Annotated in this window: 18 protein-coding genes and 1 riboswitch; of the genes, 12 read left to right on the top strand and 6 right to left on the bottom strand. The window is 54.5% G+C overall.

The window, feature by feature from the left end; all coding sequences use genetic code 11:
- The first annotated feature begins 71 nt into the window (after window positions 1–71).
- A complete protein-coding gene (locus CQ011_RS12640; protein ID WP_105678087.1) occupies window positions 72–1,250 on the top strand; it encodes an LOG family protein in 1,179 nt (392 codons plus the stop codon).
- 152 nt (window positions 1,251–1,402) lie between these two features.
- Entirely contained in the window at window positions 1,403–2,800 is a 1,398-nt protein-coding gene (locus CQ011_RS12645) for an integrase core domain-containing protein (protein ID WP_105678088.1), read from the top strand.
- Between the two features lie 136 nt (window positions 2,801–2,936).
- On the opposite strand, the gene CQ011_RS12650 is transcribed toward CQ011_RS12645, so the two are convergent.
- The 3 genes from CQ011_RS12650 to CQ011_RS12660 form a co-directional block, all read right to left on the bottom strand.
- Window positions 2,937–4,040 (bottom strand): VIT1/CCC1 transporter family protein, encoded by a 1,104-nt coding sequence (locus CQ011_RS12650; RefSeq protein ID WP_105678089.1) that lies wholly within the window; start codon window positions 4,038–4,040, stop codon window positions 2,937–2,939.
- 63 nt (window positions 4,041–4,103) lie between these two features.
- On the bottom strand, window positions 4,104–4,370 hold the full coding sequence (locus CQ011_RS12655) for a hypothetical protein (RefSeq protein WP_105678090.1): 267 nt from the start codon (window positions 4,368–4,370) through the stop codon (window positions 4,104–4,106).
- A 17-nt stretch (window positions 4,371–4,387) separates the two neighbouring features.
- Window positions 4,388–4,500, bottom strand: a riboswitch (SAM riboswitch).
- Window positions 4,501–4,605: 105 nt separating this feature from the next.
- Entirely contained in the window at window positions 4,606–5,202 is a 597-nt protein-coding gene (locus CQ011_RS12660; protein WP_105678091.1) for a DinB family protein, read from the bottom strand.
- 211 nt (window positions 5,203–5,413) lie between these two features.
- On the opposite strand from CQ011_RS12660, the gene CQ011_RS12665 reads away from it, so the two are divergent.
- From CQ011_RS12665 to CQ011_RS12685, 5 genes are all read left to right on the top strand, one after another.
- A complete protein-coding gene (locus CQ011_RS12665; RefSeq protein ID WP_105678092.1) occupies window positions 5,414–5,977 on the top strand; it encodes a helix-turn-helix domain-containing protein in 564 nt (187 codons plus the stop codon).
- 193 nt (window positions 5,978–6,170) lie between these two features.
- Entirely contained in the window at window positions 6,171–6,527 is a 357-nt protein-coding gene (locus CQ011_RS12670; protein WP_146112615.1) for a hypothetical protein, read from the top strand.
- 34 nt (window positions 6,528–6,561) lie between these two features.
- Window positions 6,562–7,518 carry an ROK family protein gene (locus CQ011_RS12675; RefSeq protein ID WP_105678094.1) on the top strand — a complete coding sequence of 319 codons (957 nt, stop codon included), beginning with the start codon at window positions 6,562–6,564 and terminating at the stop codon, window positions 7,516–7,518.
- Window positions 7,519–7,876: 358 nt separating this feature from the next.
- Window positions 7,877–8,863 carry an agmatinase gene (gene speB / locus CQ011_RS12680; RefSeq protein ID WP_105678095.1) on the top strand — a complete coding sequence of 329 codons (987 nt, stop codon included), beginning with the start codon at window positions 7,877–7,879 and terminating at the stop codon, window positions 8,861–8,863.
- Window positions 8,863–10,536, top strand: coding sequence for a thiamine pyrophosphate-binding protein (locus tag CQ011_RS12685; protein WP_105678096.1), 1,674 nt, complete (start codon window positions 8,863–8,865; stop codon window positions 10,534–10,536). The genes speB and CQ011_RS12685 overlap by 1 nt, the downstream gene beginning before the upstream one ends.
- A gap of 46 nt (window positions 10,537–10,582) precedes the next feature.
- Here the strand turns inward: CQ011_RS12685 and CQ011_RS17690 are convergent, their stop codons facing one another.
- Window positions 10,583–10,795 (bottom strand): hypothetical protein, encoded by a 213-nt coding sequence (locus CQ011_RS17690; RefSeq protein ID WP_146112616.1) that lies wholly within the window; start codon window positions 10,793–10,795, stop codon window positions 10,583–10,585.
- Between the two features lie 61 nt (window positions 10,796–10,856).
- The gene (locus CQ011_RS12690) at window positions 10,857–11,732 is read right to left on the bottom strand and encodes an inositol monophosphatase family protein (RefSeq protein ID WP_105678097.1); all 876 of its coding nucleotides are present in this window, start codon (window positions 11,730–11,732) and stop codon (window positions 10,857–10,859) included.
- Between the two features lie 76 nt (window positions 11,733–11,808).
- Between CQ011_RS12690 and CQ011_RS12695 the strand changes: the two genes are divergently transcribed.
- The 5 genes from CQ011_RS12695 to CQ011_RS12715 all read left to right on the top strand — a co-directional run bounded on the left by CQ011_RS12695 (window position 11,809) and on the right by CQ011_RS12715 (window position 17,335).
- Window positions 11,809–12,528 (top strand): GntR family transcriptional regulator, encoded by a 720-nt coding sequence (locus CQ011_RS12695; RefSeq protein ID WP_105678098.1) that lies wholly within the window; start codon window positions 11,809–11,811, stop codon window positions 12,526–12,528.
- A gap of 99 nt (window positions 12,529–12,627) precedes the next feature.
- Window positions 12,628–13,773 carry a CaiB/BaiF CoA transferase family protein gene (locus CQ011_RS12700; protein WP_105678099.1) on the top strand — a complete coding sequence of 382 codons (1,146 nt, stop codon included), beginning with the start codon at window positions 12,628–12,630 and terminating at the stop codon, window positions 13,771–13,773.
- A gap of 13 nt (window positions 13,774–13,786) precedes the next feature.
- Window positions 13,787–14,971, top strand: coding sequence for an acyl-CoA dehydrogenase family protein (locus CQ011_RS12705; protein ID WP_105678100.1), 1,185 nt, complete (start codon window positions 13,787–13,789; stop codon window positions 14,969–14,971).
- Window positions 14,972–15,001: 30 nt separating this feature from the next.
- Complete coding sequence (locus CQ011_RS12710) at window positions 15,002–16,456, top strand: aldehyde dehydrogenase family protein (RefSeq protein WP_105678101.1); 1,455 nt, start codon at window positions 15,002–15,004, stop codon at window positions 16,454–16,456.
- 12 nt (window positions 16,457–16,468) lie between these two features.
- On the top strand, window positions 16,469–17,335 hold the full coding sequence (locus CQ011_RS12715; RefSeq protein WP_105678102.1) for a 3-hydroxyacyl-CoA dehydrogenase family protein: 867 nt from the start codon (window positions 16,469–16,471) through the stop codon (window positions 17,333–17,335).
- 74 nt (window positions 17,336–17,409) lie between these two features.
- On the opposite strand, the gene CQ011_RS12720 is transcribed toward CQ011_RS12715, so the two are convergent.
- Window positions 17,410–17,841 (bottom strand): pyridoxamine 5'-phosphate oxidase family protein, encoded by a 432-nt coding sequence (locus CQ011_RS12720; protein ID WP_105678103.1) that lies wholly within the window; start codon window positions 17,839–17,841, stop codon window positions 17,410–17,412.
- Between the last annotated feature and the right edge of the window lie 10 nt (window positions 17,842–17,851).

Here is a 17,851-nt window from a genome sequence, read left to right on the forward strand (position 1 = left end):
GTTCCGCGCGCTGGTGGAAGTTGAGAACCCTAACTGTGAATAATCACCCGTATTCGCGGTAGCTTAGTTACATGTCTCAAGTGTGGCCGTATATCCCCGCCCGTGCAGTCAATATCACCACTTTGGTGGAATTCGACAGGCTAGCCGCCGAAGCTCTCGATACCCAGTTGGCACGTGCCAGGAACTGGCGTGTACACCGGGTTGATTTGCAGACAAGAGACTCGGTCCTGGGTGCTCTTGATCTAGCAGACTGTCTTTTTATCGATTGTGTCTTCTCCTCCCATGGGCGTGCTCTGGTTGAAGCTACCGGTGGGCTTTGCATGAGTAGCGGAGCGCAACTGCCTTTTGACATTTCCGAACGAGATTTATATACCCCGTATGAACTGTATTCAGGGATCAAAGAAGTTCCATATGCGCAGGTGCCTGATGCGCAGATATATACCTATTCACAAGCTAAATCACCGCTGAAATTTGCTACGGACGACATGGCGATGGCTAGCACATTGCATGACCACCATATTGGGCAGGCAATGTTAAACGCGGTGTACGACGGAGTTTTCGCCAACACCCCGATGATTGGGGTCATGGGTGGGCATGCGGTTCAACGCGGAACCCAAGAATTTGCCGATGCAGTTAAGCTAGGGGCCAGCCTCACCCGTACGGGCTATTCGATTGTGACCGGTGGAGGTCCTGGTGCGATGGAAGCCGCCAATGCAGGTGCTTGGCTTGCAGACTATGAGCCCCAAGACATCGTTGCGGCGTTGGACATTTTGGCGCAGGCGCCTGATGCCATCCGTCACCGCACCTTGTGGGCGCGCACGGCGGTACGAGTGCGTGAGCAATTTCCTAGCAAAAATCATTCGTTGGGCGTTCCCACCTGGTTTTATGGGCATGAGCCTCCGAACCTCTTTGCCACGCATATTGCCAAGTTCTTCACGAATTCAATTCGTGAAGCGATCTTGCTCGAACAATCAAACGGCGGAATCATAGTGTTGCCAGGAGCCGCCGGGACCGTCCAAGAAATTTTCCAAGATGCCTGCGAAAACTACTATGCGACCGGTGCGCGCGTCACCCCTATCGTCTTGGTCGGAGACAAACATTGGCGCGAGGAGCTACCGGTCTGGCCTCTGTTGCAAGCGCTGGCCGTGGGCCGCGCCATGGAAGAGCGAATTGCGTTGGTAGACACCGTGGATGAAGCGGTCGCATTCATTGAAACCATGACTCCGTTGCGTCGCCGCACACGGTTTTAAAAAACTTTGTTATGTCGCAGGACATCGGTGACAGTTCTGTATCAACACATCGGTGACAGTTCCGGGGTTTTTAGTGGTGACACTTCCACCCATAATTAATAACTTCCAGCAGTAACTGGCATGAAACCCGCTGCATCCGCTCGACTAGGTCAGTGAAGAGTAACGAACCGGTTGATCCGCGGACCCGTCTAGCAATAGCCCAATGGCCTGATGATGCCCCACGTGGTGCCGTGACCACGTTCTGCGACGAGCATCAACTCAGCCGCAAAACCTTCTACAAGCTCCGTGCGATCGCCAAAGCCGATGGGCAAGACGCCGTCTTGGAGCCGCGTTCACGCCGCCCGAAAACCTCTCCGACCCGAATCACCGAAGACTCCAAAAAGCAGGCGGTAGCAGTACGTGCTGCGTTAGAAGCCTCCGGTCTGGACCACGGCCCGATCAGTGTGCATGACAAGATGATTTCCTTGGGTTTCCCGGCGCCGTCCATCGCTTCATTAGCGAGAACTTTTCGTGAAATGAACGTGGCTCGTTCCTCTCCGAATAAGCGGCCACGCGCTGCGTACCGCCGTTTCGTCTATCCGGCACCGAATGCTTGTTGGCAGCTGGATGCTACGGAGTATGTCCTCACCGGTGGGCGTAAATGCGTGATCTTCCAACTGCAAGACGATCATTCCCGTTTGGCCGTCGCCACGCATGTGGCACGCAGCGAAAACAGTGAAGACGCCTTGATTGTGATGCGCAAAGGTATCGCAGCACATGGTGTTCCGCAAAGGCTCTTATCAGACAACGGGCTGGCCCTAAATCCATCTCGCCATGGGTGGGTCGGTCAGCTGGTCGCGTATGTAACTTCCTTGGGCGTCAAGGCCATCACTGGTAAGCCGGGACGGCCTACCACTCAGGGCAAGAACGAGCGCTTCCATCAGACCCTGTTCAAATGGCTGGACAAGCAGCCAATCGCGCAGAGCCTTGAGCAACTGCAAGAATTCGTGGATCGCTTCGACCTGATCTACAACACCCAGCGTCCTCACCAAGGGTTGCCGGGGAGGATTACGCCTCAACAATCGTGGGATGCTACCGAGCTCGCGGCAGAGCCTCGCCCCAGCGATGGGGGCTCCGGCCTGAAGCTACCTGTGGTTGACCAAGCAATCGAAGCCGATGCCACAGCCCGAATCGTTGCTGTGTATGCCGAGCGGATTGATGATGCGATCAGCAATACAGAAGCTATTGCACGAGCCGAGACTGCAGCAGTTACCAATCAGGTGGTTGATCCTGGCAAGCTACGCGGCGCAATCAAATCTCTGGGTGAGAACGGGCACCGGAAGATGAAGGTCTACACGAACGGAACATTGAGACTGGGTGAAATCACCTTCCACCTGACCTCCCGTATGGGTTCGCGCGTGGTGCTGGTGGATTGGGATCCGGAGAATATCCTCGTCTCAACTGAAGACGGTGAGCTGATAGCAGATTTTCCTCGACCTGCTCAAGGAACGAAGTATGTCGGTATCGCTCAAGCGACTGTCAGCTTTCGAACCAGCTCCGAGAAGGGGTAAGTGTTACCGAAGTCTTGAGACAGCGAGTGTTACCGATGTCCTGATACAGAAGTGTCACCGCTGTCTTGAGACAAGACAGTTTTAAAAAACTTCTGGCCGCCGCCCCAATGGGCAACGGCCAGACAAGCAGCGAGCGCTACGCTACCGAAGTTCCGAAGAGCAGACCCAGACAGTACGTAACCGCAGCAGCACCCAAACCAATGGCAAGCTGACGCATACCGCGTTTGATTGGGGAAGCCCCGGAGAGCAAACCGACAATACCTCCGGTGAGAAGCAACGCAATACCGACTAAGACGACGGCTACAATCACCGCGGCAAGGCCAGAGAGCCCAAAGATATAGGGAAGAATTGGAATAACCGCGCCAGAGGCAAAGAACATAAAGGATGACATGGCCGCTCCGGGAGCCGATCCAAGTTCCTCATGTTCGCGTTCAAGTTCAGCCGAGTGTACTTCCGGGTGGAGCGAGAACGAGGGGTTGCAATCGCAAGTGAATAGACCCATGCGTTCGGCGGCACGGTGCTCTGCATCCTCATCGTTCATCCCTCGGGCCTTATAAATCAGGACCAATTCGTTCGCGTCCAAATCTAGGTTCTGAGCCGCAGAGAGTGTGACCTGAGTGGGACGTGATGCGGAGAGCAGTTCACGTTGGGAGCGCACCGAGACGAACTCGCCGGCTGCCATGGACAGCGCACCTGCCAGCAAACCGGCAATACCGGAGAAGAGCACAAATGAGGACGCCACCCCCGTAGCGCCAATACCCATGACCAACGCCAAATTTGAAACTAGACCATCGTTGGCTCCGAAGACCGCTGCGCGGAAGTTGCCAGATAGACGGGTTCGGCCCGCGGTCGCCAAGGCACGAACAACCTCCTCATGCACCTGTTCATCTGCAGCCATTTGCGGGGCGGCATCTTGATCGGTGGCGTAGGGAGAATTACCTTCGGCGCGCTGGGCTAACGCCAAAACAAAGACGGAACCAAAATGGCGGGCCATGAAACGCAACATAGTCCGACGCAGCGAGGGGCGGACCGGTCGGGCATGCTCGCCTAGTTTTGCGCGCCAGTAGTTTTCGTGGCGTTCTTCGGCTTCGGCCAGTCCGCGCAAAATCTGGCGTTCTTGCCCGGTGCGTTTGACCGCTAGTTCGCGGTAGATCGCACCTTCGGCGACTTCGTCGGCCATATATTTACGCCAGCGACGTACTTGTACCTTGGTTGGTTGGGGTGTTGAGCTTTGGGTCATCACGGGGATGAGTCTCCTGAGACAGAGTGGATCTAGTAGGCAGGCTAATGATCCGAGGTAGGTTCAACTGTTCAGTTTAGTGAGCGAAGTCAGAGCTGGGAATTTGGCAAGGCTAAATACACGGGCAATACCGCGATTATGCCCGGAGCATGCGATGAAAACAGAGAGTTCTTCTCGGGAAACATCAAAACTAGGGGTTTGTACGGTGCGCGTCAGTGATTCGGCGAGACGTCGAGGATTAGTAACAAAATAACTGACCCAGACCCCATGCAGCGGAAACTGCACCTGACCGGTTTGCAGATCGATAATCGGAAGAACATTGATACTCATGGCAGCACGTACCCTCAAGAGAGCTCTTGCCCGCAGCCGGTCGGCGTACGGACCGCTTCTTCATCCGAACCACCCATGAACCTGGGGTTGGTGTGCGGCCAGTCGGAGCTTGACGCCGCATCTCGTGAAGCAACATTACGATGCTACACCGACGCCAGCTGCGCCCGCGTAGTGCTACGTAATACTAGGATTACCGGCCCTGCGCTCGCCGAAGACGTAACCACTGGACGCCCTACTAACGCTGGATGGCCTCTTGCGAAAGCTGTTGCAAGTGCCGATATTGTTCTTGCCATTGAGCGGAACTGTAGCTCGGGAGATTTAGGGCCTGTTCCCGAAGACCAACCTGACCGTCGAGCAACTCACGAACGATATCAAGCTGTCCCGCGTGCCTAGAGGTCTCTGAGATCATATGGACGATGAGATGTTCTACGGTGCTATGGCGATGGACCGACCACCAAGGGATGAGGGCCGGAGAGGATAACTCTGAATTATCCAACGCCGCTTCGGCGAAGGCGATGGATTTTCGGTACAGGTCTAATACGTCTTGAACCGAGTAATCTGCCGGAGGCAAAAAATCGATTTGTGAATCCGTGCTTTGCAGTAATTGGAGTACCTGATCATCGTTAGGGACCAGCCCTAGACATTCACCGAAATAACCATATTCGGTCACTGCTAGATGGTGCACGATGCCTAGCATGTGAGTGCCGGTAGGCGTCATCGGACGGAGGGCCAGTTCTTCGCTCAGCGCCTCGCACTTCCACAGCACGTTGCTACGCGCCTCATTCAAATATGCGCGAAGCCTTTGGGCGGACGGATCGTTTTTGGTGTCCATGCGCTGAGTCTAATTTCAGTCGCGTCTAATGGATAGCACCGAAACGACATTAAGGTGGTGTGGCTAGCAGGACCGCGACTGCTTAAGGCGGGTCCGGGTTTCCTATTGGTAAACTGACCCAATGTAAGGGTCTGATCAGAATGGTTTGGCCACATCTGAGACCGAGGGCCACCAATCCGTGGAGTCTTGGCAACAAGAATGGTGGGAGCGCATGAAAACACTGCCCGTAGAACCCACCGGCACAGCGATCAATATTGGCGCCCGCTTGCGAGGCGTACGACAAACGCGCCGGCTAACAATCGACCAAGTTGCCGAGATGTCGGGGTTGACTAAAGGTTTCTTGTCTCGGGTCGAACGAGACCTGACAAGCCCATCGGTGTCGACATTGCTCAAGCTCTGCGACGTGTTGGGACTAGAAATTGGCCAACTTTTTTCTGTACCCGAAACAAAACTAGTGAGGCTTCAAGACGCACCACGCATTGCCCTCGGCGGTGAGGGAATCACCGAACAGCTTGTTACTCCACGCACCGAAACACGTGTGCAAATGATTAGGGCTGAGGTCGCGCCACAGGGTGCGGGTGAAGCCGAACTATATTCGGTGGACTGCAAAGTGGAAGTGTTGCATGTGATTTCCGGAGGTTTCACCTTGGTGTTGCCCGAGGATCGTATCGAATTGCAGGCCGGGGACACCGTGACTTTTCCGGGCCGCGAGCCACACAGTTGGGAAAATACAACTGATCAGACGGCCGTAGTCACGTGGACTCTCTTACTGTGAGCGAGGTTGAACGGTTTGTTGGGGAAAATTTTCACCACGCTCAACTGACCGTTTTAGCTAGATAAATTCCAAAGCGTATCCTTGAAACACTGTTAACAACTTTAATCGACACCGCTAAATAACCGAAGGGAGCTCCGTGACGGAAAGTGAGCCACGGGCTGAACAGTCGGAACTACGCTCTGCCAATTGGTGGATGTCTGCAATTCTCGGTGTCCTCATTGGCGTAACCATGACGTTGATTCGCACTCAACGTAATTTTTTCATTCTAGGTGCAGGGATTCTTGCCGGCGTAATTTTAGTGTTGGGGCTTCGCACTATTTACCGGCGCTCACGCTACCCACAGATGGCTCAGGCTAAAACTTCATGGGTATATGGGCTTTGGACCGTGTTGCTGCTGGTGCTTGCTGGCCCGGTACAACTCATATATGTGGCAGACGAACTCGACGAGATTGCCATCAAGTCGTTAGTACTCTCGTTAGGTTTCACCCTCGGGTTCCATGAAGTGGACCGGGCCATAGTTGATAGCAGTAAGAAGTCCTTTAAAGCTTAACCACCAGACAGCGCTCACTCAGAGGGAGGAAACCATGCCTGCCGAGAACCTCGCGATCGGAATCGACATCGGGGGAACTAAAATTGCCGGGGGCGTTGTAGATGGTAATGGCCAGATCCTACGCCGAAGTTTCCGTCCCACTCCGGGCCAGAACGCAGCCTTGACTGAAGATGCTATCGCCGCCGTAGTTACTGAGCTGAGCGATGGTAACCAACACCTACCAGTAGGTATCGGTGCTGCCGGGTGGATTAATCGAAGTGGCTCTCACGTCCTTTTTTCACCTCATCTTGCTTGGCGCGATGAGCCGGTGTTGGAACGTCTCGAAGCTAAAATGAACCGCCAGGTCAGCTTGAACAATGATGCGGATGCTGCTGGATGGGCAGAGCATCGTTTTGGTGCCGCACGCGGCGAAAAGCTCAGCGTTTGCCTAACGCTTGGCACCGGCATTGGCGGCGCAATCATTTTTGATAATCGAATTTTACGGGGCAGCTTTGGCGTTGCCGGCGAGTTCGGCCATCAGACCTTAGTAGTAGAGGGGCACCGCTGCCCCTGCGGCAACCGCGGGTGTTGGGAGCAATATGCCTCAGGCAACGCGCTGGGACGCGAAGCCGCAGAGCTTGTCCGGCTCAACTCTCCCCGGGCGCATAATCTTCGTGACGCCTGCTCCTCGGACCCTGCGTTGGTCACCGGCGCGATGGTGACATCTTTGGCAGCCGATGGTGACCTAGCCTGTATGGAACTCATTGAAGAGATGGGGCATTGGTTAGGACTGGGGATCTCAAACCTTGCAGCAGTTCTGGATCCTGGTGTCGTGGTGATTGGTGGGGGACTGGGATCTGCTTCTACTTCCCTGATTGCAACGGCCGAGGCAACGTACCAAAAACTCCTCCCGGGACGTGGATATAGACCCTATGCCCGCATTGTCCGTGCGCAGCTCGGTGCGGATGCCGGGTTGATCGGTGCCGCGGATTTAGCACGGCATGGCCGCTAAGCAACCTGAAAGAGGGTAGGGCGGCCTGTAGTCCAGATTTGATATTCAAGATAATGTTTCGGTCTGTCTGCAGGGGCCCACGTCATTCTCCTGCAGGGCGAGCCGGGGCATCGACTACGCGACGAGTTGGATGTTCCAAGGCAGGACCTCATGGACACGACTAAAAATTTGCCTAAGTGACCGTTTGAGAGCCTCACTTTTCCGTTAGCGCGGGAGAGTGGGGCTCTCAATGTTTACAAACTTGTCCCCATTCTGGACGAATACACCTTGACGGTAGGCGCGCCAATAAATAGCATGGGAGGAAACTCATGTTTCATATTAGGCAACTCTTGATTGGGTGTGCCGGGAGGAATCATTCATGAAAGAAGTACGGATCGAAGAAAATGGGAACATCGGCCCCATCAATGCCGCCGTCATTCCCCGTTACGCAGGCGGTGGAACCTACGCACGGTTGCCACGCCTAGATCAGGTATCAAAGTCGGATATCAAAATTGTTGGCGTTCCGTTCGATACCGGTGTTTCTTACCGCCCCGGGGCCCGCTTCGGCGCAAACCACGTGCGTGAATCGTCGCGATTGATCCGTCCTTATAACCCGGCCATCGACGTTTGGCCTTTCGCCTTGAGCCAGGTCTCCGACGCTGGGGATATGGCAGTCAACCCGTTCAATATCAATGAAGCCATTGAGACCATCGAACACAACGCACTGGAGCTGACCGAGGACGGTGCAACGTTGGTGACTATCGGTGGTGACCACACCATTGCACTACCTTTACTGCGTGCCGCCTCACAGCGCGCAGGAGCACCGGTAGCTATGTTGCACTTCGATGCGCACTTGGACACTTGGGATACCTACTTCGGCGCCGAATATACCCACGGCACACCATTCCGTCGTGCTGTTGAAGAAGGCATCCTCGATACTGAAGCGATCTGCCATGTGGGAACCCGTGGTCCCCTCTACGGCAAGAAGGACCTCGAAGATGACAAGCGTTTCGGCTTTGGTATCGTTACCAGCTCAGATGTCTACTATCAGGGCGTTAAAGAAATTGTTGCCAAACTGCGAGATCGTATCGGCAACCGTCCGCTCTACATCTCGGTAGATATCGACGTTCTTGACCCAGCACATGCCCCTGGCACTGGCACGCCAGAAGCCGGCGGTATTACTAGCCGCGAACTGTTGGAGATTTTGCGCGGCCTGCGTGGAATGAAAATTGTGGGCGCCGATATCGTTGAGGTGGCACCTGCCTATGATCATGCAGAGCTCACGGGCGTTGCGGCCTCGCACGTCACCTATGACTTGATCAGCTTGATCAGTGAATACCGTCAGCTGAATGGACAGAACAGCTAATGAGCAACGAAGTGCAGCGTAACGGTGGTGACCTCGTTGTTGAAACGCTCAGTGCTCTCGGAGCTAAAACAGTCTTCGGGATTCCCGGGCAACATGCATTGGGTCTTTTTGACGCATTGTCCCGCTCCAATCTGCAATTCATTTCTTCGCGGGTGGAAAACAACTCGGCATTCGCCGCGGATGGTTATAGTCGCGCCACCGGTGAGGTAGGAGTACTTTTCCTTTCCACCGGCCCCGGAGCACTGACGTCGCTGGCCGGATTGCAGGAAGCCTACGCCACCGGTGTACCCATGGTGGTTATTGCAAGCCAGATCCCGCTGGATGGCTTGGGCGCACGACGTAAAGGCATGTTGCACCAACTTGATGACCAGAAGGCTTCGGCTGCGAACGTCACCAAGTTCCAGCAAACGGTGCATCACGCCTCCGGTATACCTTCGGCGATCCAAGATGCGTGGGCCCAGGCGGTAACCGTACCGATGGGTCCGGTCTGGGTTGAAGTGCCGCAGGACGTCCTACTAGCACCGGTCTTTGTTCCACCCGTGCACGATGCTCTGGCCGAGGCTTATGAGCATCCACCCCGGGTAGAGCTGATTGATGAGGCAGTTCGCTGGCTCTCAGATGCTAAACGACCAGTCATTGTCGCCGGTGGTGGAGTGCGACGGGCCTCAGCAGCAAGTGAACTGTTGCAGGTCGCCGAGAAGCTTAATGCGCCAGTGCTTTGTACCCCTGGTGGCAATGGTGCATTCCCTTGGGAACACGAGCTTTCTTTGCAGTCTTGGGTGGAGGACCGCTACGTCACCGAGGTCTTAGAGGACGCAGACGTCTTGGTCGTTGTGGGCTCGTCGCTAGGCGAAGTGTCCAGTAACTATTTCACCCTGGCTCCTCGAGGACACATGATTCAAATCGATGCCGAGCCACGGGTGCTGGAGTCAAACACCCCGGCCCTGGGAATCCGCGCTGATGCCAAGACTGCGTTGGAATTTCTAATCTCGAAACTCAACGCCACTGAATTGTCTAGTACCCCTGACTGGCACGGACAAAGCCCGGCGCAACTGGTTGCTCAAACCCTAGGCAAGGTGCAGGACCGATTGCGCGGACAAGGGCTGGACCTCGAACAGAAGTTCATGGCCGATATCCGTGAAGCGGTGCCAGCGGATATGCAGACCTTCTGGGATATGACGATTGCGGCTTACTGGGGCTGGAGCTGCTGGGACTCTCGCGATGGTGAATTCCATTCGGCGCAAGGCGCCGGTGGATTAGGCTTTGGATTCCCGTCGGCCATTGGCGGTTCCATTGGCCTGCAAATCAAGGGTGCCTCGGCCGCACAATCGCGAGTTCTAGCTGTATCGGGCGATGGTTCGTCCATGTATTCAATCGCTGAGCTGGCCACCGCGAAGCAACACAACGTGCCTGTGACATGGCTAATCGTTGATGATGGCGGGTACGGAATTCTGCGTGAATATATGGAAGGGGCTTTTGGTAAGGCAACAGCTACCGAGCTAACGCGTCCCGATTTTGTGGCGCTTGCTCAATCGTTCGGGGTTCCAGCGCGGTTGGTGGAAGTAGATCAGATTGGTGAGGCGCTACGTGAATCATTTGCGGGCGAAGGACCTAATGTGATCGTTGTGCAGACGCTTCTACGCATGTTTGCGCCGACCCACCTAGGGGAATAGCACCTAGTTTCGGCGCCCTCGAAAGGGGGCGCCGAAGGTGTCTGTGCTAATGCGTGAAGTGGTAAACCACTCCGAATAGCAATGTGGAAACGCCCATACTTACACCGATGAGCAATGGTTCCCAGTCCAGAGACTGGATCGCCAACATCACTGCGAAGGTCGCGAAGAGCAATATTGCCCCAATACCTCCGATGATCACCCCTCCGCCACCATGATGCTGCACGGCGGAATGTGCAGTCCTTTGGATATGTGGTGCCATGCCCTCATGGTACGACCGAAGACAGCGAAATTACCCTGCTTTGGTAAAAAATTCGCTATTGTCAGATTTGATTGGAGCGCGTCTGAGTGCGCAGTTGATGTACTCGCAGCGCAGCATTGTTGAGTGATTCGTAATTAGCTCCGGGGCCTTGGGCGATGAACCCTTCGCAGAGGTGATCGGCAGTGACCTGTTTGCCGAAAGCCAAACCTCGATAAGTCCCGCCAGCCATCCGAATTAGGTGTGCGCCGGCGGCGATGTCCCACGGTTTGGTATCAAAACCGATACTAGCGTCGCACCATCCGGCCGCCACGTGCGCGAGCGCCAGCGCGGCCGACACTTTGCGACGTACCGTGGCAAAGTCGTGAATCCATGCTCCGAATAGTTCCAAAGCCAGAGGTCCGTCTTTAATCATGGATTCAGCGCCGGGGTAGTCGGTCATCAGATTCGCTCGTGCCTGCTCGGGACGTTGACCCGGGCTAAGACGCTGATTGTTGAGGAATGCAGCCTCGGCGTTAGCACTAAATTGATCGCCAGAGATCGGGTCGACGATTACTGCGGCAACCAACTGATTGTCGATGGCCGCAGCGATAGAGACGCAAAAAAACGCAATGCCGTGCACGAAGTTGCTGGTCCCATCGATTGGATCAACGATCCATTGCACTTGGGCGGCCGCCGGTGTTCCCGAATCCATGTCAATATTCTCTTCACCAAGAACCCAAGAGTCCGGAAAAGCGGTACGCAGCGAGCTGGTGATGATCTCCTGGCTTTGCTTGTCCACGGCGGTGACTAGATCATGACTGTTAGTTTTCTCTTCAACGGTGATGTTGTTTCGAAATGCTCCTTGTATTACGGGAGCAGCCTGTAGCGCGGCGTTCAGCGCCGTGAGTCGAAGAGTCTCAGCCAGTTCAGGCAGGGAAGCTATTTTGTGTGAAGTCACGGTTTAACCCTACTCGGTGCGCGGTCATCGGTCAGTTTTGCGGGGTTATTGAAGTCCGGACAGTTAGACTTCCAATATGAGTAGCATGCAACCGATTTTGCCTAAAGAGTCATTGACGGATCAAGTCACCACCAAGATTCGTGCGGCGATTGTTTCCGGTGAAATGACGCCGGGCAATCACTACTCGGCGATTGCTATTTCTGAGAAGCTTGGAGTTTCGCGTACTCCGGTACGTGAAGCGTTGCAGTTGCTCGAAAAAGAAGGCATTGTGACCGTCGCGAAAAATCGTGGTGTGCGCGTGAATCAGATTTCCTTGGACGATATTGTCGAGGTATTCCAACTTCGCTTGGTTGTGGAGCCGCCAGCCGCAGCCCGTGCGGTACTTAATGCCAGTGAAGCTGATCTCGAAGTCTTACGCGAACTGCACCACGAGATGATCCTGGTGGGGCAAACCGGAGATGGCCGCGCCACCTTAGAGGCGGATAAAAAGTTCCATCTTTACTTACTTGGGCTGGCGCGTAACGCAAAACTTGACGGCATTGTCGGAGAGCTGCGCAATTTGGTCTTAGCCCATGGGCAGGTCACGATCCCACAGGCGCGAACTAGCCAAGATCTAGCGGGTGACCGTGACGAGCTCATGAACGCAATCTTGAATCGTGATTCGTCCGGCGCGCAGATCGCCATGCAGAATCACGTTTTGCGCACTGCACAAATGCTCGTACGAGCCGTGTGCGCACGCACGCCAGGGCTTGACGATGAGCAGTACTTGTCTCGTTTGGAAGAGCTCATCTTTTAGCCCCGATTATTCCCTGTGCTATTGAACACAAGATCTAATTGACATACAGTTGCATGCAACATGTAACTGTACTTTTTAGGATTAGATCGTAGGTGGCCCATGACTCAACCAATGCAAGGCGTTAAGGTCGTAGACCTGTCGCGGATTCTTGCCGGTCCGTTATGTACCATGACGCTGGGCGACTTCGGGGCCGAGGTGCTCAAAGTCGAAAGTCGCGCGGGGGACGAAACGCGAGGGTGGTTGCCACCTGTCACCAGCGATGGTGTGAGCACGTACTACTCGGCAGTGAACCGTAATAAACAGGCAATTGTCGTTGATTTCAAAAACTCCGACGAACTGCGCGAATTATGCAAAATTATTGACGATGCAGATGTGCTCGTACAAAACTTTCGTCCCGGTGTGCTCACCCAATTCGGACTCGACTACGAATCTGTTAAGGAAACGAACCCCGGCCTGGTGTATTGCTCAATATCCGGATTCGGTGACCGGGGTGGTGCCACTCTTCCAGGGTTTGACCTTCTGGTTCAGGCTGTCGGCGGATTGATGAGTATTACCGGAGAACCAGAGGGGACGCCAAGCAAAGTCGGTGTGGCTTTAGTCGATGTACTTGCGGCCCAGAATGCAACGACCGGAATCCTGCTTGCCCTGCGCGAACGCGAACAAAGTGGCCTAGGGCAAAAGGTAGATATTTCGCTGATGACATCCATGCTGGCAGGACTCACGAATCAAGCCAGCAGTACCGTAGCCACTGGTGAATCGCCGCCGCGCTTGGGCAATGCGCATCCGAGTATCGCGCCTTATGAAACCTTCGCAACAGCGGACGGAGTAATGGTGATCGCTGTCGGAAATAATCGCCAGTTCTCGGCCTTGGTTGCAGAACTAGGGGTGCCTGAGCTCGCCATCGACAAACGTTTTGTTGAAAACCTGGAGCGCGTAAAACATCGACGCGAGCTCAAGGAGCTCATTGAAGAAATTACCGTTCAGGACAGCGCTAGTCGGTGGACAAATCGCCTAATGCAGGCTGGAGTTCCAGCAGGCAAAGTCAACTCTGTCGGTGAAGCCTTAGAGCTCGCGGCAACGCTCGGACTGGAACCGCTGGTGAGTATCGAGGACTCAGCTACCGGACGGCATTCAACACAGGTGGCAAGTCCTATTAACCTCTCGCGAAGTAAAGCAGAATACCGTCTTGTGCCTCCAGACATAGGCGAACACCAGCAGTCTTTTCTCAGCACCACCAAACTCTAAAGGAGATAATTTCATGAATGATTCACTGTCGACTGCACCTCTAGATCCGGCCGATCTGATCAATTTTGATGCGTTACTCAGCGGCGAAGAACTCGCCTTACGTAACAACGTGCGCTCATTTGTTAATGAAAACATCAAGCCGAATATTGCGAACTGGTATGAAAAAGCCATTTTCCCCTTGGAAATCGTACCGGAGATGGCGAAGCTCGGCCTGCTTGGCATGCACCTTGAAGGCTACGGCTGTGCAGGACGTTCAGCAGTTGAATATGGTCTAGCTGGTGCCGAATTGGAGGCCGGAGATTCCGGACTACGCACCTTCGTCTCGGTTCAAGGATCATTGGCCATGAGCGCCATTTACAAGCACGGTTCGGAAGAGCAAAAACAAGAATGGTTGCCACAGATGGCAGCGGGCCAAGCGATTGGTTGTTTTGGTTTGACTGAGCCGACCGCGGGTTCGGACCCTTCTAGCATGACAACTTTCGCCCGCCGGGATGGGGATGACTGGGTACTCAACGGACTGAAGCGTTGGATCGGCTTGGCCAACGTTGCTCAGGTAGCGGTAATTTGGGCGCAAACCGACGAAGGTATCCGCGGATTTGTGGTTCCCACCAAGACTGCCGGGTTCAAAGCCACACCCATTGAGCCTAAACTCTCAATGCGTGCCTCTATACAATGTGAAATTGAAATGACCGAGGTTCGTCTGCCGGCAACCGCAGTGCTTCCCAACGTGGTCGGTCTCAAGGGCCCATTCTCTTGTCTAAATGAAGCTCGCTACGGAATTATCTGGGGTGCTATGGGCGCTGCACGCGACTCCTTTGAAGTGGCGTTGAAATATTCGCAAGAACGATTGCAGTTTGATAAGCCGCTGGCCGGTTACCAGATGACACAGCAGAAACTGGTCGACATGGCCTTGGAGATCAACAAGGGCTTCCTGCTTGCGCTACATATTGGTCGTCAGAAGGACGCCGGATCTCTGGATCTGCACCAGATTTCAGTGGGCAAACTCAATAACTGCCGTGAGGCCATCGCAATCTGTCGAGAAGCTCGAACCATTTTGGGCGGTAACGGCATTACTCTGGACTACTCGCCATTGCGTCATGCCAACAACCTAGAGTCCGTGCGTACCTACGAAGGAACCGATGAAGTGCACACGCTGATACTTGGTAATAAGCTCACCGGCATTCCGGCCTTCCGCTAAAGATCTTCTGTACAAGAAAAGCCGAAAAATATGACACAGCAGACCGCAGTAACTCTCCGCCAATATATAAATGGCCAGTGGAACCTCGGCCAAGCCGACGAGATCGTCTCGACGAGTGCAGCCGACCCAGAGATTCTCGTGGCCACTGGAAAAGCCGCAAATACCGGACAGGTCACCGAGGCTTTCACAGCAGCTGAGGGTGCCAGGGCTAGCTGGTCCGCCACGCCTATGGCCGAACGCGCAGGGTATCTCCTTAGGGCCTCGGCTTATCTTAACGAGCATGCGCAGCAGTTTGGAACCGAGCTGGCCACCGAAGAGGGCAAAACTCTCGCCGAAGGAATCGGCGAGGTACGTAGGGCAGGGCAAATACTGTCCTACTACGCAGCGGAGTCTGAACGAAGCAGCGGAAGTATCTTCCACTCTCCTCGCGCGGGAGAACAGATCCTGGTGTCCCATAAGCCTTTGGGCGTGGTGGGGATCGTAACGCCGTTCAACTTCCCGATAGCCATCCCCGCATGGAAAATTGCGCCGGCACTGATTTTTGGGAACACCGTGGTGTTCAAACCTGCAAGCCTCGTCCCGTTGTTGGCGACGCGGTTGGTCCAGGCCTTTGAATATGCGGGCCTGCCGGAGGGAGTGCTTAACCTGATCATCGGTCCTGGCTCGCTGGGGGACTCAATTATGGATCAGCCACAGCTTTCAGGATTGTCATTCACTGGGTCTACAGGAGTTGGACGTAAACTCTGTGCTCTGGGAGCGGCGCGCGGAATACCGGTGCAAGCTGAAATGGGCGGTAAGAATGCCTCGGTAGTGCTTGCTGATGCGGATCTGGATCTTGCCAGCGAACAAGTACTGTTCGGCGCTTTTCGGTCTAGCGGACAAAAATGCACCGCCACCAGCAGACTCATCCTTGACGAGTCTATTGCCGATGAATTTCTGAAAAAACTCATCCTACGATTGTCCCAATGGGTTACCGGTGATCCGCTGGATCCAGCCGTACATATGGGGCCTGTCGTTGATATCAAATCAGCTAACTCCGTCCGGAATGGGATTACCAAGGCGAAGTCCGAGGGCGCCGAGGTCGTCTTTGAAGGTCTGGCACCTAAGGGCGCAACTTATATCGCGCCCACAATTTTGGGGATCAGCAATGATGCCCGAGGCCGAGCCAATCCGGCTTGGCGCGACGAATTTTTCGCGCCGGTACTCACCTTGTTGCGAGTCTCTGGAAATGAAGAGGCTTTTGCCGCTGCTGAGGACTCAGAATTTGGGTTGAGTCTAGCCTTGTTCACCCGGGACTTAGCTACGGCTATCGACGCGCAGCAACGCCTAGATGTCGGCATTCTCCATGTGAATTCGGAATCTGCCGGAGCCGATCCGCATGTACCATTTGGCGGTGCCAAAGCTTCGGCTTATGGTCCGAAAGAGCAAGGAGCAGCGGCGAGAGAGTTCTATACTCACACCACGACAGTTTATTTACGAGGTTAGGAAGAAGAAAAGTTGAGTATCAATAATATTCTCGTCATTGGCGCCGGGACCATGGGGCGTCAGATTGCCATGAGTTGTGCGCTGAGCGGCTTCACGACGGTCCTGCAAGATATCTCAGACTCGGCCTTGCAAGCAGCTCGCGCGGAATTGGAAAATTGGGCGGCTGGGAGAATATCCAAGGGTAAATTGAGCGCCGAAGACGTTGAGTTGGCCCTAGCTCGGCTGACTCAATCCACCGAATTAGCTTCCAGTGCTGCGCAGTCGGATCTTGTGATCGAGGCTGCCACCGAACGCCTGGATATCAAGCGAGCCATCTTCGCCGAGTTGGGCCAGCACGCGCCAGCCCACGCGATTCTTGCAACAAACTCGTCGACCTTGGCATCATCCCACGTAGCTGAAGCGAGTGGGCGGGCCTCCCAAGTTTGCAACATGCATTTCTTCAACCCGGCCTTGGTGATGAAATGTGTGGAGATTGTGCGAAATGCGCAGACTAGCGATGCGACGATTACTGCGGTCACTGAGGTGGCCCGAGCATTGGGCAAGGAGCCAGTGCTGGTGAATAAGGAGATTCCAGGGTTCATCGCTAACCGTATGATGGGCGCTATTCAGCAAGAAGCCCTGAATTTGGCTTCGACAGGGGTAGCGAGTATCGAGGATATCGATACCACCGCACGCACGGCACTAGGCCACCCTATGGGTCCCTTTGAATTGATGGACCTGGTGGGATTGGACGTAATTGATTTCATCGCGCAGGCGACCTACGCGGAAACTGGTGAGCCGAGCGATCAGCCGCACCCGATGATCACCGAGAAAGTCGGTGCGGGAAAGATCGGACGTAAGAGCGGTCAGGGATTTTACCGCTACGACCAAGAAAAATAGCCTGCGTACTAGTTGTGATGGCCGGCGCCTTGAGCGGCCATCACAACTATCGCCTGCGGGCTGTTAGCGAAACACTAGACGATTTCTGGCTGTTCGCCCAGAATAAAGTGTCTCCCCGAAATTGAGTCGACGGTAACTCGGATCCAGAAATCTTTAATTGTCTGTACCCACGGGGTGACACCACTTTCACGTGCCTCAGTGATGTCGGCTTCGTGTTCTAGTACTTCCGCGGTTCCATGGACAACGACGGACCAAGCCTCATTAGATAAAATTCCATCCGCCTCGAACGCGATAGAAGAATTAACCACCATCGAGGCAAGTTTGTTGCCAGGTGAAGTTCGTAGGTAAATATTCCCCTTATGAACCGCGTAATTAACCGGGACGATATCGATCATCGCGCCAACAGTCGTGGCTACCCGTCCATGTGCTGTGTGGGCGAGTAATTCCCAAGATTGCTCATCGTTGAGCACCAATACGGGTGCACCGTTTTCGTGTTCGAATCTCATAACCTAAGTT

This window comes from Arthrobacter sp. MYb213 (genome assembly GCF_002979915.1).
Lineage (GTDB): Bacteria > Actinomycetota > Actinomycetes > Actinomycetales > Micrococcaceae > Glutamicibacter.